Genomic DNA, 19,700 nt, shown 5'->3' with positions numbered 1-19,700 from the left:
TCTTCCTCTCTAAAAGCCGTTTTCGCTTAAGAAGGCTTTTGTTATGGTTTGTTGGTTCTTATTGTCATTGGCTTTATGCAAAAATCGATACATATATTTTCCGATCATATCGCATTCGATATTCACTTTGGAGCCGATCGTTTTTTCGGAAAAAATCGTTTCGCTGATGGTGTGCGGTATTAAAGAAATAGTCACCGTATCATCTGTCAGCCCGAAAATGGTTAAGCTCACGCCGTCAACTGTAATAGATCCCTTTAGAACCAACGTTTTTGTTAATGACGGATCCATTTTCAAATCATAGTAAACTGCGTTGCTTTTTTCTTCAATACGTGTGATTTCTGCGGTACCGTCAACATGTCCTGAAACAAAATGGCCTCCGAATCGCCCGTTTGCCGCCATCGCTCTTTCCAAATTCACTTTGCTGCCTTTTGATAAATCGTTCAGCGACGTTGCTTTGACTGTTTCAGGCATGACATCAACTGTGAATTGGCTTTTCGTGAAATCAGTAACAGTCAGACAAATGCCATTCACTGCAATGCTGTCGCCCAAGTGAACATCCTCTAATATTTTTGAGCATTTAATTGTTAAGGCCATAGAAGAGCCTGCTTTTTTCATGGATTCGATTGTGCCTGTTTCTTCTATAATTCCTGTAAACATGGTCACCATCCTACTCGTTTTTCGGTTTTGCCGTCAGTTTGATATCACGGCCAATTTGGGTTATATCTGTGAATTGTAATAAGGGGACATCTTTCATTGATTGAAAACCTTCACCGGAGATTAAGCTGGGAGCAAGCGTTCCTCCGATTAATTTAGGGGCAAAATAGAAGATGATTTCTTGAAAACAGCCTGCTTTGACGAAGCTTCCGTGAACAGCTGACCCGCCTTCCACATACACCGACATGATGCCTTCTTCTGCAAGGATTTTCAGCACATCGGGAATTTGTATACGATCTGTTTCCAGAGTAAATATTTTCACTCCACAAGCGGAAAACCGTTTTTTCTTGTCGTCATCAGCATGTGTTGTTGTGAAAATCCAAGTCGGCGCTGCCTGATCGCAAATCACATTGGCGTCATCGGGAATCGAAAGTTCGTTATCAAGTATCACCCTGACCGGCTGTTTTGAAACATCCGGCAGCCTGCAGGTTAAGCTTGGATTGTCAGCTTTCACAGTGCCTGCTCCGACCAAAATGCTTTGATGTGATTTCCTGTATTGCTGAGCATCCTGTCTTGCAGCTTCTGATGTGATCCATTTGCTGTCACCCGTACTGGTCGCTGTCTTTCCGTCTAGGCTTGCGGCAGCTTTTAATGTAACGTAAGGGAGGCCTGTCCTCATAAAATGCAGAAATTTTTCATTCAGCTGTTCCGCCTGATCTGCCAGAATGCCTTCCTTTACTTCGATGCCGGCTTCTTCTATCATGCTGATTCCCCGTCCGGCCACAAGCGGATTAGGATCTCTCATTGCGACAAATACTCTCTTTATCCCGGACTTGATAATCAGTTCGGCACAAGGCGGTGTTTTTCCGTAATGGCTGCATGGTTCAAGGGTGACATAAATATCAGCGCCTTTTGCATGTGCGCCTGCCATATGGATAGCATGGACTTCCGCGTGAGCTTCGCCGTATTTTAAATGGGCGCCCATCCCGACAATCTGTCCGTCTTTCACCACAACAGCGCCCACGAGCGGATTCGATTCGGTCTGTCCTTCACCCTGCTTCGCTAGATCTAACGCCAGTTTCATATAAAACTCTTCCATCTGTTTCCCTCCCTTCTTTATTCATTTACCGTCAAAAAAGCCCCGAATGTAAGAAAAATTCGGGGCTTTAGGTATTTTACGCAATAGGAAATAACACTATGCATGTTGATACATTTCGCATAGCGGTTCTTCATCCTTCTCCCATCCAGACTTTCACTGTCGGCTTCAGCTTAAACTGAATCCACCGTGTACATATGCACACGGGTCACGGGCTCTAAAGCGCATGTCGCTTTACTACCGCCGGTCGGGATTTCCACCCTGCCCCGAAGGATACAATCTTTATTCATTTGTCCTTAATGGCTATTATAGCGGTCCTTTCTTAAGTACGCAATGAAATAAACTTACAATTTGAGAAATCGAAAAAACACCCATCGTTCGAAAGGTGTTTTTTTTAGTTAATCATTTATTTTTGCAACCTTGATTAAACCGTCGATCCGCTTTGATTTGCTGAAGTACGCCTTGATCTTATCGCCTTCTTTTATATCAGACAAATCTTGATTTAATTTTTTTCCGTTAAAGATGATCTTCGTGCCGTTATCTGCTTCTCCATGATATTCTGTTCCGTCAATTTTTGTCACTTTATATTCTTGGATTGTATACTCTTCTTCTTCGGAGGACAAGGTTTGTCCAATCGCTGTCGGAACGTCCTTCAGTTCCACACCATTTATGTACATATAACCCCCTGCAAGTAAAACCAGAAGTACTAACAGAATGGTAATCTTGGTTTTTATTCTTCCCATTTTTAAAAAACCTCCAGCCAATATGAATCTATTCATTCATATGAGTTATTCCTTTTTTTCATGAATAAAAAACCGTAAATTCTCGTAAATTATTAATATAACGATGCATAACGGGAATATGTTTCACATTTCTTCAAAAATTTCTTTTCTATAGATATACGAATTTATGTTCTGGTTTTAGGGGATGCATGAGAAAAAGAATAAAAAAGCAGTTCCTTTTCAGGAAACTGCTTATACTTAGTTGGTTTTACGAATGTCGTTAAATGGGAAGAAAACAAACTTTGACGTACCCGCAATTTGTTTTTTCGTAAAGAGTCCAAGCCCGTTTCGGCTGTCCATTGAATTTCGGCGGTTATCCCCCATAACAAAATACTTGTTATCAGGCACTTTGATTGGGCCGAAATCATCAGTTAGGTGGTCATAACCATTTTCTTTTGCTTGCTTTTTATTTGCCTTCAAATAAGGCTCAGCCACTTTTTTCCCATTGATAAAAAGCTGGTCGTTTTTCATTTCGACTGTGTCTCCGGGCAGGCCGATCAACCGCTTGACATAGTGGACATCATCCCCGTTTAGTACGATGATATCCCCTCTCTTAAACTCGCCTATGTACTTAACTGTCATATTGACAAATACTCTTTCATGGTCATGAAGGGTAGGCTCCATGGACTCACCATCAACGACATACGGTGCAAAAATAAAATTGCGGATGAGTAATGCCAGAACAACTGCGATAATAATCGCTTTGGCCCATTCAAATATTGATTTTTTCCTAGAAACGTTTTCCGATTTCAACTGATTTCCTCCAATAAACAACGGTCTTCAATTTATGTTATCACGAATCGATAAGAAATCCCATTAGGACCATTGAAGCGAATTTTCACATCTATTCATTCTCCTGCCAGAATCAATTTGTTCCCATTTCCTAATGAAATCGGAAGAAGAATCAATCAGCCTCCAAAGAACAAATCCAATATATTGCCGGCAGTTGAAGTTTCTTTATTATAAAACTCCGAATATCCGCATTTCTTGCAGTAGACGACGAGAAAACGGTTATGCTGCACATCAAACAACTTTGACAATCCGGTTCCGGTTGTGGCAATTTCTTTTTGGCCAGCTTCAGTGCTTCCGCATTTTATACAGCCCTTGTTGTTCATCAGACGTAGCCCCTTTTCAAAAAAATAACATTGATATTATTTCATTTTACTACAAGTGCCTTTTGGGATGAAACATGTCAACTTTAAAATTTGTTTAAATTTTCCCCATGGTGATTGAACACAGTTAGGATTTACAATCAATCGAAACATAGCTATAGGATTCAACTCGAATCTCTCAATGCCTTCTATATCTACCTGGTAATCCCGGAATCCATGAAAACGTCTGTTTGTTTCCTGTCACAACCAGATCAGGCTGTAAACGAAAAGAAAAAGCTCCCTCATATCGGGGAGCTTGCTGTCTGCCTATTAGCCTTCTACACGAACTTCTTTCATCACGTCACCGTTAGACATGTTTTTCGCGAATTCTAAACCGCTTGTTACTTTGCCGAATACAGTGTGAACACCGTTTAAATGAGGCTGCGGCTCATGGACGATGAAAAATTGGCTGCCGCCAGTATCTTTTCCTGCGTGTGCCATAGAGAGTGCGCCCGCTTCATGTGTGTGCGGGTTTCCTTCTGTTTCACATTTGATTGTGTATCCGGGACCGCCTGTGCCAGTACCGTGCGGGCATCCGCCTTGGCTGACGAAGCCTGGAATGACTCGGTGGAATGTAAGGCCGTCGTAAAATCCTTCGTTTGCAAGCTTTTCAAAGTTTGCAACTGTACCCGGTGCTGCTTCCGGATAAAGTTCAAATTCAATTTTGTTGCCATCTTCTAATAAAAAGTAACCTGTTTTCAATTGTATGCCCACTTTCTTTATTTTAATTTTCAAAGGAGAGATTTATGTATCATCTATTATGGCTTGTCTCTCCTTGTCGCGGCTATTATACCACACCTTTTTTGGGAAAACGACTCTCCCGGCTTTTCTCCAAAATAAAAATGAAACCTGAACCTCTCTATTTCCGTCTAACCTATCGGAACTGTATTTTTCATCATGATTCAGGTCCTCGCAAAGCAGCTTTTAACTGTTGCTTGTGAAATGAAGGAGGTCAACTGCTTTGAAAAAAATATGGATTGGAATGCTGGCAGCGGCCGTTTTGCTGCTGACGATTCCGAAAGTCAGTCTCGCGGATGCCGCAGTCGGAGATGTCATCGTGACACTTGGCGCAAATTTGTCAGAATCAGATAAGCAAAAAGTGCTTGATGAAATGAATGTCCCTGATAATGCCACAACCGTAACCGTGACCAATAAGGAAGAACACGAGTATTTAGGAAAATATATACCGAGCGCGCAAATTGGCTCAAGAGCGATTTCGTCATCGTCTATTACCATTGCCAAAAAAGGCTCTGGATTGAATGTTGAGACACATAATATCAGCGGCATTACGGATGAAATGTACCTCAATGCCTTGATGACAGCCGGCGTTAAGGACGCGAAGGTTTATGTTACCGCTCCGTTTGAAGTGTCCGGTACTGCGGCTTTGACAGGCTTGATTAAAGCATATGAAGTTTCTTCTGACGAAGCGATTTCTGAAGACGTTAAGCAAGTCGCCAACCAAGAGCTTGTGACGACCTCAGAGCTTGGTGACAAGATTGGTGACGAAAATGCGGCTGCGCTAATTGCAAAAATAAAAGAAGAGTTTGCTAAAAATGGTGTGCCTGACAATAAAGCCGATATTGAGAAAAAAGTAGATGATGCGGCTTCCGATTTAAACGTCACACTGACAGACAGCCAAAAGGATCAGCTTGTATCCTTGTTCAATAAAATGAAAAATGTTGATATCGACTGGGGACAGGTCGGTGACCAGCTTGATAAAGCGAAAGATAAAATTAGTAAATTTTTAGACTCGGATGAAGGCAAGAACTTTATCCAGAAAGTCATTGATTTCTTCGTTTCCATCTGGAATGCGATTGTTTCTATATTCAAATAAAAAAAGCGCCGAATTTCCGGCGCTTTTTTTATTGCTTCACACTCGTTTTAAATGGCAGATCCAGTTTCACAACATCCTCGTACGTTTCTCGTTTTACGACTAAATGTGCCTCTCCGTTTTCTACAAATACAACGGCCGGCCTTGGAATTCTATTATAATTATTGGCCATGCTGTAGCCATACGCACCTGTACAAAAAACAGCCAGCAGATCTCCTTCTTTTATTTCCGGCAGGTCTATATCCCAAATGAGCATATCTCCGCTTTCACAGCATTTGCCGGCAATCGATACCGTTTTATCGTGCGCTTCTCCGATGCGGTTAGCTGTAACGGCTTCATATTTTGCCTGATAAAGAGCCGGACGGATATTGTCGTTCATTCCTCCGTCAACAGCCACATACTGCCGGACACCAGGCACTTCTTTTTGGGAACCGACTGTATAAAGTGTTGTCCCTGCGTCTCCTACAAGTGAGCGGCCCGGTTCGATCCAAATTTCTGGTATGTCAAATCCATAGCGGGCTGCATTAGTTTTGACAGCATCGATAATCTTCTCTACATATTCAGTGGCATGAAGCGGTTCATCTTCTTCCGTGTAACGAATGCCAAAACCGCCCCCAAGGTTCAGTACCTTTGAAACAAATGAGTAAGTTTCTCTCCATTCATCAAGTTTTTTGAAGATTTTTTCTGCCGCTAGCACGAAACCGGCTGTATCAAAAATTTGTGAACCGATATGGCAATGAACCCCCAGCAGCTGAATGTGTTCTGACTGTAAAACCTGTTCAATCGCCTGTTCAGTTTGTCCGTTATGAAGGTCAAAACCAAACTTTGAATCTTCCTGTCCCGTTGTAATGTAGTCATGCGTATGTGCCTCTACCCCGGGGGTGATCCGCAGGAGAACATCAATTGAGTAGCCAGTTTCTTTGCACAAATCTTCAAGAAGGGAGATTTCATAGAAATTATCAACCACAATGCAGCCAATACGGTGTTCAAGTGCCATTCTCAGTTCTTCCCTGCTTTTGTTATTTCCGTGAAAGTGGATGCGCTCCGCCGGGAATCCCGCTGCAACAGCTGTGTAAAGTTCTCCTCCAGACACGACATCTAAGGAAAGCCCTTCTTCCTCAGCAAGCTGAATCATCGCAACAGAAGAGAATGCCTTGCTCGCATACGCGACCTGCGCTGTCAGCCCTGCAGTTGTAAATGCCTGCTTAAAGCTTTTAGCACGCTCACGTATTAAAGCCACATCATACACGTAAAGAGGCGTGCCGTATGTTTCAGCTAAATAGAGAGCGTCCACACCTCCAATTTCCAAATGCCCATGTTGATTTTGTCTGCTAGTGCCGTGTAAGAACAATGTCATTCCCTCTTTCTCCGCTTATGGGTGAAAAGGACAGTTTTATGGACTGTCCTTTCATAATTAAGACATACATTATCATACTCTTCAGTCAGTTTCAATGCGATTATGAATTAGTAGGCTGCCTTAAGCGATTTCTTGGGTGAACAATGCTTGGTCTTACATTCGCACCAGGTTTCGCCGTGCGAATCAGCACCTGCCACAGCGCCTTTCCGTTAAACGGAATGAGCGGCCATAAGTATGGAGTTTGAAGGGATTTTATGCTGGCCATGGCAATAATTAGCACAGTAAAACCTATAACGAGCCCTTTTACATGAAAGAGCGCCACTAATATCATAAGTGTAAGACGGGCCATTTTATTTGCCAGGCTTAATTCATAGCTTGGCGTTGTAAAGGTTCCGATAGCGGCAAGAGAGACATACAGTATGACTTCAGGAGAGAACAGCCCCACATCAATGGCAATTTGCCCAATTAGAACCGCGGCAATTAATCCCATTGCGGTAGATAAAGCGGTCGGTGTGTGAATAGCCGCCATTCTGAGAAACTCAATTCCTAAATCAGCTAAGAAAATCTGCAGAATGATCGGGATGTGCATATCTTTATTCAACCCGATAAATTTTAGATTCTCTGGCAGCAGATCCGGTTGAAGAACAAAGAGGAACCAGATGGGAAGAAATAAAGTAGAAGCAAGAATGCCGAAAAATCGCACCCATCTTAAGAAGGTTCCCACAGAAGGAGCCTGTCTGTATTCTTCAGCATGCTGAACATGATGGAATAAGGTTGTCGGCGTTATAATCACACTCGGCGATGTATCTACTATAATCACGACATGGCCTTCAAGTACATGATTGGCCGCCACATCGGGCCTTTCTGTATAACGGACGAGCGGAAACGGGTTGTAGCTTTGTTTGATAATAAACTCTTCGACTGTTTTGTCTGCCATTGTTAATCCGTCTACATCAATGGCGGCAATTTCTTTTTCCACGATATCAACCAGATCCGGATCTGCAATGTCTTCTATATAACAAATGCTCAGATCCGTTTTTGAACGCTCGCCAACCTTTGTCATTTTGACACGAAGGCGTTCGTCCCTGATCCGTCTTCTGAGAAGCGATGTATTGACGACGATGTTTTCAACAAATCCGTCTCTGGCCCCCCTGACGACCTTTTCCGTATCCGGTTCTTCCGGATTTCTTCCGGGATAGCTTCTGACATCGATGATAAAAGCAAATCCTGCATCTTCGACAATGACTGCGACTAACCCGGACAGCACTTGGTCGGTGGTTTCATCCAGCGTTTTTACTTTTTCGACCTGAGCGTTGAGCAGCCTGTTTTCAACGATATCGACCAGCTCTTCAGGGTCCTCTTTTCCTGTCCGGTTGTTAATCGCAACAAGCTCTCTCATTAAGTGAATGATAAAGGCAGTGTCACATAGTCCATTCAAATAGTACAACTGAACTTCTCTGTCTAAAATGGTAAGCTTGCGTACACCTACATCATAGCTGATCCCCATTCCGACGCGATTTTTAAAATAAGCTTCATTTTTGTCCGGATTCCGATAAACCCGGATTTTCTCTTCCTTTTTGTCCGGCATGATACCCGCTCCTTTCTAAAATAAACTCGACCGCTTTCATGGTGATTGGCGAACCTTTCGAGATATCGTCTTTCCTGCCCATTTTGCCAATATCCCCGATACCGACGATAAGCGGCAGATCAAGTTTATCAAGGCAATAAACCGTATCTCCGTTCATTCTGTGTTCATCAAATTCCCTCTCTCCGATTTTATCCACGCCGTATTCTGTTATCTCTCCATTGCGGTCAATGCTTACGTCAACCCTAGTCCACTCAGCTTGATGGGTTTTAGACGCTACCGCAATTACACCGAGCACTTCAATTGCCGGATGGGTGGCCACATAGGTCAGAGCGGTTTCTCCCGGTCCCTCTCCTTGAAGGCCGGAGTCGTCAAACATGACAAATACAGGGTCATACGGCGCTGATGTAATCAGCCTGACAAGCTCGGCACCGCTGCGGGTGGAGGGATTGCCTTTTGATTGAGAAATACATCTCCCTCCAACTCGTCTTGCGGCGTATTCAATTGTTTTAGCGGCATACACATCTCCGTCTGTTACCAGAATGACCTTGCGTTTTGTCGTCATCTCGGCATTATCCTTTCGGTTTAAAAATAACAGCAACGATAAAGGCGAATAGAATGGCTGCTGAGATACCGGCAGATGTCAGCTCGAATATCCCCATACCGATTCCGATAAATCCGTGTATATGTGCCTGGTGCATGGCACCGTGCAGAAGGCTGTGGCCAAAGCTGACAATCGGAACCGTGGCGCCTCCTCCAGCAAACTCAATAAATTTATCGTAAATGCCAAAACCATCTAAAATCGCCCCGATGACGACAAAGGATGTCATAACATGGGCAGGCGTCAATTTAAATATGTCCAGCAACAGCTGCCCGACAATACAAATAGCGCCTCCGCAAACAAAAGCCAAAAGATAGTCCACTTAAGATGCACCTCCTGCACGTTCAAATACAACCCCGTGTGCGATGGTCGGAATGGTTTGTTTTTGCTGGATCATGGTCGGACTTAACAGCGCCCCGGTTGCTACTACGAAAACACGGTTTAATTTTCCTTCTTGCAGCTGCTTGAAAATATGTGAGTAGGTTACAACCGCGGAACAAGCGCAGCCGCTTCCTCCGGCAAACACCTGCTGGTCAGGTGTATAAATTAGAAGCCCGCAATCATCATGTTTAGTGCCGACCGGATATCCCTCTTCTTTCAAGATATCTTTCACAATAGGAGATCCGACGCCGGAAAGGTCTCCTGTCAGGATAAGATCGTAGTCGTCTGCTGTGCGGTTCATGTCTTGAAAGTGCTGTTTAATGGTATCAGCAGCAGCAGGAGCCATGGCTGATCCCATATCAAACGGGTCGGTAATTCCTAAGTCAGCCACCTTCCCTACAGTTGCACTTGTAATTTGAATATCACTTGGTGTTTGACTGATGACAACCGCACCGCTTCCAGTTACAGTAGATGTCGCAGTATCCGGTTTTTGCCCGCCGTATTCCGTCGGATAGCGGAACTGTCTTTCGGCCGTGGCATTGTGACTGCTTGTAGCAGCAATCGCCCGATTTGCAAATCCGCCGTCGACTAAGGCAGATGCAACAGCAACTGTTTCCATTGATGTTGAGCATGCGCCAAACATGCAAAGAAACGGGATTTTCAGATGCCTTGCCACATAGTTGGCTGTTACATTTTGATTCAACAGATCGCCTGCAAGCAAAAGATCAATATCATCTTTTTTCAAATTGTTTTTTTGCAGCGCCGTATTAATGGCGTCCTCCATTAGCTGTCTTTCAGCCATTTCCCAGCTTTTTTGATTACAGTGCATGTCGTCATAGGTTTTATCATATAAAGACCCGAGCGGACCGTCTTTTTCCTTAGGCCCTACTGCTGTTCCCGCTGCATTGACAAATAAGGGATGCTCAAACACCCAGGTTTGCTTTCCTGTTAATTTCATTTCTTTCTCCTCCTATGACATCAGTTTCTCAAAAGCAAACCGAATCATTCCGACGATGTAAGCAGCCACAACACCGAATACGATGACGTTTCCCGCCAGTTTAAACATGTTTGTCGCTACTCCCAATACTAAACCTTCGCTTTTATACTCAAGAGCCGCGCTTGCCATACTGTTGGCAAAGCCGGTGACAGGTACAGCTGATCCTGCGCCTGCAAACTGGCCAATTCTGTCATAAATACCCAAGCCGGTAAGCAATGCTGACAATAAAATCAGCGTCGCTGCTGTAGGGTTTCCTGCCGTTTTTTCGTTAAAATTAAAAAAATGGATATAAAAATTCTGCAGACCTTGCCCGATCATGCAGATCAAACCGCCTACAAGAAAGGCTTTTACACAGTTCCATACGTAAGGCGGCTTTGGCTGATATGTTTTTACTTTTGATTTGTAGTTTTCTTTTATGTTTGTCATATTGAAACCTCCTTATGGATGATGAATAAAATACAGCCAATGAAATAAAGATCCCGCGATTTTCCCAATGACAATGGCCATTAATAGAATAATGATTTTACTTCTGAGGCCGATTCGTTTAGCCAAGATCGGCAGGACATTTAACACTTCTGTCAGCGCGGCTGCAAGCATCCCGACAAATACTCCGGCCAACAGCCCGACCGGTACGGCAAGCCATTTTGATAAAAAGAGATGGTGCATATGCAGTGTTTCCCATCCCCCGCAAACCGCACCGAGAATAACAGCCGCTTCATAAGCTTGAACAAATCTCATCGTTTTGGTGAGCTGCATCAGACGCGGAATGATTCCCATCACGGTTAAAAAAGCCACGAAACCAGCCCCGACCGTGATGCCCCCGCCGAGCCCGACAAAAATGATGAACAATACACTAACGATCATGCAGGTCCTTTATTGTTTCTTCATTTTCATGCATGGCCACATATTGATCGAGATCAAGCTGATAGTTAAACATTTCAACCTCTAGCGGGCTAGGCTCTTCATTAAGGCGCTTTTTAAAAATGTGGTTAAAAAACACAATCATCCCCAGTCCCAAACCGATGCTGTAAGGGATTTGAAGTAAATATGGATAGTCATTCCGCTCTCCGGTTATGATTTCATATAGTGCAATATGAACATCCCCCATGCTGACATCCTCATGGAAATTCATGATGGCAAGGCACGATCCGATAAACAGCAGCAGCCAGACACCAATAAAAAGAACAGTTGATATGTGCCGTTTCTGATATTGAATTTCAACAATGGTTTCAGCTCCGCCCACAGTTTGAACATCAAGAGTGGGATCCTGCTGATGAATGGCTTTGAGTACTTTTATGATATCCAGAATTACGATATTTTTATCTTTTTCGCTCACCTGATAAAGCGGCATAGCCGAGAGTTTCTTTTTCAGCTGATGCTGCCCTTCTATTTGCGCGGCATCCCCGACCGTTATGATATCCCCCGGATGTGCCAAAACTCGGTGGCGAAGCCTGATAAATAGTCGTCGTTCCATCATTGATCACCATCTTTCGGTGGTTATATATGTAGTATGTGGTTCGATTTTGTTCTCATTCATCCGCTTGAAAAGACCATAAATTACCACGCTTTTGCAAAACAAAAAGCCAGCCTGCAGTGACAGACTAGCTTTCCGTATGATCCATTTGAACCTTGATCTGCTTTAATATTTTCTTTTCAAGCCTGGATACCTGCACCTGGGATATCCCCAGCCGCTCAGCAACTTCTGACTGCGTCTGATCTTTATAATACCGAAGATAGACGATTAATTTTTCTCTTTCTTCTAAATCGCTTATGGCCTCTTTCAGCGCAATTTTGTCAAACCATTTCTCTTCTGAGTGATCAGCGATTTGGTCAAGAAGGGTAATTGGATCTCCGTCATTTTCATAAACTGTCTCATGAATTGAAGACGGAGCTCTTACTGCCTCTTGGGCAAGCACGACATCTTCAGCTTCAATTTCCAAATGTTCGGCGATTTCCTGTACGGTCGGCACCCTGCCCAGTGTTTTTGAAAGTTCGTCTTTCGCTCGGCGGATTTTGTTGCCAAGCTCTTTTAATGATCTTGATACCTTGACAGTTCCGTCATCACGGATAAAACGCTGGATTTCGCCGATAATCATCGGCACTGCATATGTCGAGAACCGCACATCATAGGTTAAATCAAATTTATCAACAGATTTTAACAGCCCGATGCAGCCAATCTGAAAGAGGTCATCAGGCTCATATCCTCTGTTTAAAAACCGCTGTACGACAGACCAAACAAGACGCATGTTTTTTTCTATGAGGAGGTCTCTTGCCTGCTGGTCGCCATCTTGGCTCTGTTTGATTAATTCTTTTACTTCATGGTCCTTCAGCTGAGCGTTCTTACCGTTTTTCTTAACCTCCACATCCATAACAAATCTCCTTAATTACAAAGCGCTTTGCTTTTTGATAAGTGCTTTGTTAAGCGAATCGTCGTCCCCATTTCGGGTGATGAATCGATACTGACATCATCCATGAAGTTTTCCATAATGGTAAAGCCCATTCCAGAACGCTCCAGCTCAGGCTTTGTCGTGAATAAAGGCTGGCGGGCTTCTTCCAGATCTGTAATGCCGAGCCCTTCATCACGGATGGTCATATATACGACATGATCTTCCAGCGTCACCGAAATATATACTTTTCCATCGCCATTCTCTTCATAGCCATGGATGATGGCGTTCGTCACCGCTTCTGACACCACAGTTTTGATCTCGGTGAGTTCATCCATGGTCGGGTCAAGCTGTGCAATAAATGAAGCAACTGTGACACGCGCAAACGATTCATTTTGGCTGAGGGCGGAAAATTCAAGGTGCATTTCATTTTTCATGATGCCACCCCCAGTGTGAGCAGTGCCTGCTGCTCAGATTGTTCAAAGCGAATAATTTTAAACAGGCCAGACATATCAAACAGCCGTTTCACTGCCGGAGAGATGGCGCAAACGACCATTTCCCCGCCAATTTGCTTAATTTGTTTGTATCTGCCTAAAATAACGCCAAGCCCCGAACTGTCCATAAAGGAAAGGTCCTCCAGATTCAGCACGATATGACGAATATCATCCTTTTCCAATGATTCCGTTACTTTTTGTTTCAGCGTTTCAGCCGTATGGTGATCGAGTTCGCCTGTTAATCGAATACAAAGCACTGATTCTTTGACATGCATGTCAATTCCAAGGCTCATGCTCATTCCTCCTTGATATGATCGGATAATGAGTGTTTCGATTTCGGGGGAATGAATTCCTTCACCGTGACAAAACTAGTGATCATTCGGCATAATTACTTAAATTTTGTCCAATCTCCCATCGCCCTTTTTAAAAACGTTAAGTATCCGGCTTTTTCCATATCATCTTTAGCAACGACAGGACTTTCTGCAAGCACTTTTCCGTCCTTTTTCAGCACCAGCGTGCCAAGCTCTTGGCCTTTTTGAACCGGAGCGCTTACATTGTTGTTCATTTTAATTTCTTTTTTCACATGTTTCATATCCTCGCCTTTTTTCGTCAATACGGAAATCGGCTCAGAAGTGGTGAGTTCTATCACTTTTTGTTTCCCTTTTTTGACCTTTGCTTTTGCTACCGTTTCATTTCGCTTGTATAAAGGATGTGTCTCATATTGGCTAAAAGCATAATCAAGCATCTTTGTGACTTGCGCATTTCTTTCCTTAGGCGTGCTTGCCCCGAATACAACGGCAATCGCCCGCATGTTCCCTTTTTTAGCCGAAGCAGTCAGGCAGTATTTCGCTTCTCCTGTATAGCCGGTTTTTACGCCGTCTACACCAGGATAAAATTTGATAAGCCGATTAGTATTCACTAACCAAAACTTTTTATCTGTGTTTTCACGTAAATAATCCTCATACGTACCTGTAAACTTGGTGATTGATTCATATTTCAATAATTCCTTAGCCATAATTGCCATGTCATAAGCCGAGCTGTAATGTCCTTCCTCGGTCAAGCCGGTCGGGTTTTTAAAGGATGTATCTTTTAATTCCAGCTCTTTCGCTTTTTTGTTCATTTTTTTCACAAATTCATCCTCGGAGCCTGAAATAAATTCTGCCATCGCTACAGATGCGTCATTTCCAGATGCGATCGCAATTCCCTTAAGCATTTCTTTAACGGTCATTTCTTCCCCGGGTTCAAGAAAAATCTGTGATCCGCCCATTGAAGCCGCATGTTCGCTCGTACGGACCTTATCACTCATTTTGATTTTTCCTTCGTCTAAGGCTTCCATGATTAAAAGCATCGTCATAATTTTTGTCATACTTGCAGGCGCCAGTCTCTCGCGGCTGTTCTTGTTGTAAAGCACTTTACCAGTATCACGTTCTATCAGCACCGCAGACTTGGCTTCATGAGCAAGCTCCGATGTATGTTTTCCGTCTTGTTTTGCAAATGCGGACGGTGCAAATGTAAGCAGCATCATACCAATCAACAAAGTGGATAAAAGACGTTTCATCTCAAAAGCCCTCCATTTCATAATCCTTTTTATTTTTTCCAAGCTGAATGGTTTTATACACCACTGTTGGAAAATGTTTCGGGACTTTTTCGACATAAAAAAAACAGCTGTTTCAATTAGAAACAGCTGTCTTCTTATCTTTTCTGGATTCCATTTTTATTCGTACTTAGCAATTACCGCCTTCACAAGCTGCAAGAATCCGGCTTTCACCTTTTCTGTCACTTCCATGACTTCGTCGTGAGATAAAGGCTGATCCAAAATTCCGGCTGCTGCGTTCGAAATGCAGGAAATGCCGAGTACACGGAGACCCGCATGGTTTGCCACAATTACTTCCGGTACGGTAGACATGCCGACTGCATCTGAGCCCATCGTTCTTAAAAAGCGCACTTCTGCCGGTGTTTCGTAGGAAGGACCTGTCACAGCAGTATACACACCTTTTTGAATTGGAATGTTAAGGTCTTTCGCCATTTTTTCAGCCAGGCTGGAAAGATCTTTATCATAGGCTGACGACATATCAGGAAATCTGGCGCCGAAATCTGCTTCGTTTGGCCCGATTAATGGGTTTGTCCCCATAAAGTTGATGTGGTCTGTAATGATCATTAAGTCTCCCGCACGGAACTCAGTGTTTACGCCCCCTGCCGCATTTGTCACGATCAAAGCCTCGACACCAAGCGCTTTCATGACGCGAACAGGAAAAGTGACTTTTTCCATTGAATAGCCTTCATAGAAATGAAAGCGGCCCTGCATGGCGATGACACTAACTCCCTCAAGTGTGCCAAGCACAAGCTGTCCGGCGTGTCCCTCAACCGTTGATACCGGGAATTCCGGGATATCCTCATATTTTAACTTAACAGGATTTTCGATTTCATCAGCCAAAATACCAAGACCTGAGCCTAGAATAAGGCCGATCTTTGGTGATTCAGGCAAGTTTTGCTTAATAAAAGCGGCTGCGCGTTCGATTCTGTCTTTCAAGAAACAGTCCCCCTATTGTAATAAAGATAAAAAGCTTTTGCCATATTTCGGTTTTTTTGTTTGAAAATTATCCGCGATGGTTGCACCGATATCAGCAAATGTATCTGCAAGCGGCAGCATTTGCGCTTTCTTATGTTTTTTGCTGTATGCAAGAATCGGCACATACTCGCGTGTATGGTCTGTTCCATGATGAATCGGATCATTGCCGTGGTCGGCTGTAATGATTAACAGATCATCATCTTTCATTTTTTCGAATACTTCCGAAAGACGAGCATCAAATTCTTCAAGTGCGCGTCCGTAGCCTTCCGGATCACGGCGATGGCCGTATAAGGCATCAAAATCAACAAGGTTTGCAAAGCTCAGACCCGTAAAGTTTTCTCCGAGCGTGTCAACCACTTTGTCCATTCCGTCCATATTGGATACCGTTCTGCGGGAAGACGTAATTCCTTCACCATCATAAATATCAGAGATTTTTCCGATTGAAATGACATCTAAGCCGCTGTCTTTCAATTCATTCATCACAGTGCGGTCAAACGGCTTAAGCGCATAGTCGTGGCGGTTTGGCGTCCGTTTGAAATGTCCCGGCTCGCCGACAAACGGCCGTGCGATTATGCGGCCTACCATATATTTCGGTTCAAGCGTCAGTTCTCTCGCCGTTTCACAAATGCTGTACAGTTCTTCAAGCGGAACGACTTCTTCGTGAGCGGCAATTTGCAGTACAGAGTCAGCTGAAGTGTACACAATTAAAGCGCCTGTCTCCATATGCTCTTCACCGAGTTCATCCAAAATAGCTGTGCCAGAAGCCGGCTTGTTTCCGATAATTTTGCGGCCCGATCTTTTTTCCAGCTCCTGAAGCAGCTCATCAGGAAAGCCTTCCGGGAACACTTTAAACGGTTTATCAATGTATAAGCCCATGATCTCCCAATGGCCTGTCATTGTATCTTTGCCGTTTGACGCTTCTTGCATTTTTCCATAGTACGCGAGTGGCTGTTCTGTTTTTTCAACGCCCTTGATATCACCAATAAGACCAAGGCCGAGTTTTGCCATATTCGGCATATGTAGTCCGTTCATGTGCTCAGCAATATGCCCGAGCGTATTGGCGCCTACGTCATTAAAGTCGGCGGCATCTGGCGCTTCGCCAATTCCAACTGAATCCATTACGATTAAAAACACACGATTATATTTGTATGCAGGCATCCTAAAAGCCTCCTTTTTTCTATACGTCTATTGTATCTCCTAGAGGTCTGACAACTCAAGTATAAACCGTTTTCATTCCCGTTGACAATGCATTTGAAAATAATGAGAAACTTCATTATTTTCTGTCGGTCCTAAAGAAAAAAGCCGCAGCCCGCTGCGGCTAGGCGCGCGGATGGTACTGCTTGTACACATCCTTCAGCCTTGTTTTCGTCACATGCGTATAGATTTGCGTCGTAGATATATCCGCATGGCCCAGCATTTCCTGCACCGCTCTTAAATCAGCCCCGTTTTCAAGCAAATGCGTTGCAAAGGAATGCCTGAGTGTATGCGGGGTGAGCTCTTTTTTGATTCCGGCTTCGAGCGCAATTTTCTTCAGATTTTTCCAAAAACCTTGGCGGCTGATCTGCTTTCCGTGATGATTTAAAAAGAGAGCGTCAGACACTTTGTTCTTTAGCAGTTTCCCGCGGGCTTTCGTTATATATTCTTCAATAGCAGAAGCAGCGGTTTCACCGATCGGCACAATCCGCTCTTTCCTCCCTTTTCCGAAGCAGCGGACAAATCCCATTGACAAATGGACATCCGTCGTTTTCAATTCGATCATTTCACTGACCCGGATACCTGTGGCATAAAGCAGCTCCAGCATCGCTTTATCCCGATAGCCAAAAGGGCTCGTAAGCTTAGGCGTGTCCAACAGCCGTTCAACCTCGTTCAGCGCCAGCACCTTTGGAAGCACCCGTTCCGTTTTTTGTGTTTCGATATGTACGGAAGGGTCTTTGTCCGTCACCTTTTCCCTAAGCAAAAATTGATGAAAAGAGCGAATCGATGCCAAATGCCGCGCTGAAGTCTTTCCGGATTTCCCCGACTCCTTCAAGTGCTTCAAATATTGGATAATATGTATACGGGTCACATCGTTCCAATTGTTGGCATGAAGGGTTTCTTTTAAGTAAAGAGAATAGCTTTTCAAGTCACGCTCATAGGATACGACCGTATTATGAGAAAGCCCTCTCTCTACCATGACGTAGTGGATGAAATCCTTTATTTGATCTTTCACTCTAGATCTACTCCCCGTTTTGGTAAAAAAAGATTAACCGGTCAAACCATCCGCCTTTTTCTTCCGCATCCATTTCAACAACTTTTACGGCGGAGCCTTCCGGTTTATCGTACCGATGATAGTTTTCATACTCTTGATTTACCCATATCATAGCATAATAGAAGAGAGCGGTAAAACCTGTGAACAGTATAAAAACCTTCAATGTGTCAACAGCCGTTTTTAGGAATCTTCCCATGTCCCAATCGATCCTTTCTCTATGGTTCCTGTTATTTAAACCATATGCCAAACCAGAAAGGATTTATACGTCGAAACAGCAAAAAACCCTTTCCCCAAGAGAAAAGGTTCGAGCCCGGCATCGACTATTCCGTATCGTTTCCGTTGCAGCGGTGGCAAATGCCGTGAAACGTCAATCTATGATCTTTAATCTTAAATTTCCAATCACGTTCAATGACTTCTTCTACGTCTTCAAGCAAATCTTCTTCAATTTCATCAACGGCTCCGCACTCCATGCACACCAAGTGGTGATGAAAGTGAGCTGCACCCTCCTTACGAAGATCGTAACGGGACACGCCGTCTCCAAAGTTAATTTTATCAACGACTTTTAATTCAGTTAGTAATTCAAGCGTACGGTATACTGTTGCGAGACCGATCTCAGGAGATTTCTCTTTTACGAGGAGGTATACATCTTCTGCGCTTAAATGGTCTTCTTCGTTTTCAAGCAGCACTCTTACTGTCGCTTCACGCTGAGGCGTAAGTTTGTAGCTGGATGAGTGCAACTGTTTCTTAATTCGATCAATACGGTTTTCCATGTCTTTCCCTCCTACGCCGCATTCCATGACTCATTATAACAAAATAAGCGCGGAGTTCCAACTATAATTATTATAAACTGATAAATAAAATGATTTTCTTTTAATAATGTTTTTAAAAAAGTCGCGATGTCAGCTTTTCCATCAAAACTGGCGACATGTATGCTTCAAAGAGAGACGAGATCAGCGCTAAAAATAAAATGATCAGGAGAACAATGGCATATCGCCCGAACCACTGGATCGGCGCATCATGCAGACTTCGTTTGACAAACAGCTGCCTGATCAGCTTTAAAGAAAAGGCAATCGCACACGTGCCCATAATGAGGTAAGCCGGAATAAGCAGCACATTTTGCGGCAAAACCGAGACAAAGGATAAGAAAAAACCGCTGATTCCCATCTGGTTGACGAGAAACCCTACAGTAAATCCGACGACAATTCCTTTTAGAAAAATCATAATGAAAATGATAGGCATGCCAATCACAGAAATTCCTAAAATCCACATTAGCCCTAAATACTTTACATTATGAAAAATACTTTGCCAAAACATATCGGATGAGCTAGCCTGTTTTCCGTCTGATAGCTGTCCAAAAAATTGGCTTAAATAATAATATAAATCTTCTTTCTGGCTGATCGTCATGCTGTTGACAATGATAGCGCCAAAAATCACACCCATGAAAAACAGGACAGACACAAATATATAAAGTGAGAGATGATCCTTTACATGTCCGAGAAACATGTCCTTATAAGAAATTTTCCGCATATCGTTTCCTCCCGCCCGCTCTATTGATTTGATTTAATAGATT

The 19,700-nt window shown here is 43.5% G+C and carries 25 protein-coding genes and 1 riboswitch; of the genes, 1 reads left to right on the top strand and 24 read right to left on the bottom strand.

Going from position 1 to position 19,700, the window contains the following annotated elements; all coding sequences use genetic code 11:
- Positions 1-9 precede the first annotated feature (9 nt).
- The 6 genes from ribE to NST16_RS06310 form a co-directional block, all read right to left on the bottom strand.
- Positions 10-657, bottom strand: a complete 648-nt coding sequence (gene ribE, locus NST16_RS06335) for a riboflavin synthase subunit alpha (protein WP_339177013.1) — start codon at positions 655-657, stop codon at positions 10-12.
- A 10-nt stretch (positions 658-667) separates the two neighbouring features.
- A complete protein-coding gene (ribD, locus tag NST16_RS06330) occupies positions 668-1,753 on the bottom strand; it encodes a bifunctional diaminohydroxyphosphoribosylaminopyrimidine deaminase/5-amino-6-(5-phosphoribosylamino)uracil reductase RibD (protein WP_339177014.1) in 1,086 nt (361 codons plus the stop codon).
- A gap of 129 nt (positions 1,754-1,882) precedes the next feature.
- Positions 1,883-2,028: riboswitch (FMN riboswitch) on the bottom strand.
- A gap of 120 nt (positions 2,029-2,148) precedes the next feature.
- On the bottom strand, positions 2,149-2,493 hold the full coding sequence (locus NST16_RS06325; protein ID WP_168748154.1) for a hypothetical protein: 345 nt from the start codon (positions 2,491-2,493) through the stop codon (positions 2,149-2,151).
- A gap of 237 nt (positions 2,494-2,730) precedes the next feature.
- Positions 2,731-3,285: a signal peptidase I sipS gene (gene sipS / locus NST16_RS06320; RefSeq protein WP_268505030.1), complete on the bottom strand. Its 555-nt coding sequence runs from the start codon at positions 3,283-3,285 to the stop codon at positions 2,731-2,733.
- Between the two features lie 155 nt (positions 3,286-3,440).
- Complete coding sequence (locus NST16_RS06315; protein ID WP_010334793.1) at positions 3,441-3,647, bottom strand: zinc ribbon domain-containing protein; 207 nt, start codon at positions 3,645-3,647, stop codon at positions 3,441-3,443.
- A 306-nt stretch (positions 3,648-3,953) separates the two neighbouring features.
- Positions 3,954-4,385, bottom strand: a complete 432-nt coding sequence (locus tag NST16_RS06310; protein WP_003223931.1) for a peptidylprolyl isomerase — start codon at positions 4,383-4,385, stop codon at positions 3,954-3,956.
- Positions 4,386-4,644: 259 nt separating this feature from the next.
- On the opposite strand from NST16_RS06310, the gene NST16_RS06305 reads away from it, so the two are divergent.
- Positions 4,645-5,517 (top strand): DUF1002 domain-containing protein, encoded by an 873-nt coding sequence (locus NST16_RS06305; RefSeq protein WP_059336647.1) that lies wholly within the window; start codon positions 4,645-4,647, stop codon positions 5,515-5,517.
- A gap of 28 nt (positions 5,518-5,545) precedes the next feature.
- On the opposite strand, the gene lysA is transcribed toward NST16_RS06305, so the two are convergent.
- From lysA to spoIIM, 18 genes are all read right to left on the bottom strand, one after another.
- On the bottom strand, positions 5,546-6,865 hold the full coding sequence (gene lysA, locus NST16_RS06300; RefSeq protein ID WP_340888295.1) for a diaminopimelate decarboxylase: 1,320 nt from the start codon (positions 6,863-6,865) through the stop codon (positions 5,546-5,548).
- A 106-nt stretch (positions 6,866-6,971) separates the two neighbouring features.
- Positions 6,972-8,459 (bottom strand): spore germination protein SpoVAF, encoded by a 1,488-nt coding sequence (gene spoVAF / locus NST16_RS06295; protein WP_340884905.1) that lies wholly within the window; start codon positions 8,457-8,459, stop codon positions 6,972-6,974.
- Positions 8,404-9,021, bottom strand: a complete 618-nt coding sequence (spoVAEA, locus tag NST16_RS06290; protein ID WP_010334797.1) for a stage V sporulation protein SpoVABEA — start codon at positions 9,019-9,021, stop codon at positions 8,404-8,406. The genes spoVAF and spoVAEA overlap by 56 nt, the downstream gene beginning before the upstream one ends.
- A gap of 7 nt (positions 9,022-9,028) precedes the next feature.
- The gene (spoVAE, locus tag NST16_RS06285) at positions 9,029-9,379 is read right to left on the bottom strand and encodes a stage V sporulation protein AE (protein WP_003230467.1); all 351 of its coding nucleotides are present in this window, start codon (positions 9,377-9,379) and stop codon (positions 9,029-9,031) included.
- The gene (gene spoVAD / locus NST16_RS06280; RefSeq protein ID WP_010334798.1) at positions 9,380-10,396 is read right to left on the bottom strand and encodes a stage V sporulation protein AD; all 1,017 of its coding nucleotides are present in this window, start codon (positions 10,394-10,396) and stop codon (positions 9,380-9,382) included.
- A gap of 12 nt (positions 10,397-10,408) precedes the next feature.
- Positions 10,409-10,861, bottom strand: a complete 453-nt coding sequence (gene spoVAC / locus NST16_RS06275) for a stage V sporulation protein AC (protein ID WP_010334799.1) — start codon at positions 10,859-10,861, stop codon at positions 10,409-10,411.
- Between the two features lie 12 nt (positions 10,862-10,873).
- Positions 10,874-11,299: a stage V sporulation protein SpoVAB gene (gene spoVAB / locus NST16_RS06270; protein ID WP_010334800.1), complete on the bottom strand. Its 426-nt coding sequence runs from the start codon at positions 11,297-11,299 to the stop codon at positions 10,874-10,876.
- A complete protein-coding gene (gene spoVAA, locus NST16_RS06265) occupies positions 11,289-11,909 on the bottom strand; it encodes a stage V sporulation protein SpoVAA (RefSeq protein WP_229147001.1) in 621 nt (206 codons plus the stop codon). Before spoVAA ends, spoVAB begins: the two co-directional genes overlap by 11 nt.
- 127 nt (positions 11,910-12,036) lie before the next feature.
- Positions 12,037-12,804, bottom strand: coding sequence for an RNA polymerase sporulation sigma factor SigF (gene sigF / locus NST16_RS06260; RefSeq protein WP_010334802.1), 768 nt, complete (start codon positions 12,802-12,804; stop codon positions 12,037-12,039).
- 11 nt (positions 12,805-12,815) lie between these two features.
- Positions 12,816-13,256 (bottom strand): anti-sigma F factor, encoded by a 441-nt coding sequence (gene spoIIAB / locus NST16_RS06255; protein ID WP_010334803.1) that lies wholly within the window; start codon positions 13,254-13,256, stop codon positions 12,816-12,818.
- Positions 13,253-13,606, bottom strand: coding sequence for an anti-sigma F factor antagonist (gene spoIIAA, locus NST16_RS06250; RefSeq protein ID WP_010334804.1), 354 nt, complete (start codon positions 13,604-13,606; stop codon positions 13,253-13,255). The genes spoIIAB and spoIIAA overlap by 4 nt, the downstream gene beginning before the upstream one ends.
- A gap of 95 nt (positions 13,607-13,701) precedes the next feature.
- Positions 13,702-14,871: a D-alanyl-D-alanine carboxypeptidase family protein gene (locus NST16_RS06245; protein ID WP_010334805.1), complete on the bottom strand. Its 1,170-nt coding sequence runs from the start codon at positions 14,869-14,871 to the stop codon at positions 13,702-13,704.
- A gap of 156 nt (positions 14,872-15,027) precedes the next feature.
- A complete protein-coding gene (locus tag NST16_RS06240; protein WP_229146999.1) occupies positions 15,028-15,843 on the bottom strand; it encodes a purine nucleoside phosphorylase I, inosine and guanosine-specific in 816 nt (271 codons plus the stop codon).
- A 12-nt stretch (positions 15,844-15,855) separates the two neighbouring features.
- Positions 15,856-17,040: a phosphopentomutase gene (deoB, locus tag NST16_RS06235; protein WP_340884894.1), complete on the bottom strand. Its 1,185-nt coding sequence runs from the start codon at positions 17,038-17,040 to the stop codon at positions 15,856-15,858.
- A gap of 160 nt (positions 17,041-17,200) precedes the next feature.
- Entirely contained in the window at positions 17,201-18,091 is an 891-nt protein-coding gene (xerD, locus tag NST16_RS06230; RefSeq protein WP_340884890.1) for a site-specific tyrosine recombinase XerD, read from the bottom strand.
- Between the two features lie 7 nt (positions 18,092-18,098).
- A complete protein-coding gene (locus tag NST16_RS06225; protein ID WP_010334808.1) occupies positions 18,099-18,326 on the bottom strand; it encodes a YqzK family protein in 228 nt (75 codons plus the stop codon).
- A gap of 124 nt (positions 18,327-18,450) precedes the next feature.
- Positions 18,451-18,900, bottom strand: a complete 450-nt coding sequence (gene fur, locus NST16_RS06220; RefSeq protein ID WP_010334809.1) for a ferric iron uptake transcriptional regulator — start codon at positions 18,898-18,900, stop codon at positions 18,451-18,453.
- 112 nt (positions 18,901-19,012) lie between these two features.
- Positions 19,013-19,657 (bottom strand): stage II sporulation protein M, encoded by a 645-nt coding sequence (gene spoIIM, locus NST16_RS06215; RefSeq protein WP_010334810.1) that lies wholly within the window; start codon positions 19,655-19,657, stop codon positions 19,013-19,015.
- Positions 19,658-19,700: the final 43 nt, after the last annotated feature.

Source organism: Bacillus sp. FSL K6-1005 (genome assembly GCF_038000225.1).
GTDB lineage: Bacteria > Bacillota > Bacilli > Bacillales > Bacillaceae > Bacillus > Bacillus mojavensis.
Note: the sequence above shows the minus strand (reverse complement) of the source record. Positions and strands in the feature narration are given on the sequence as shown.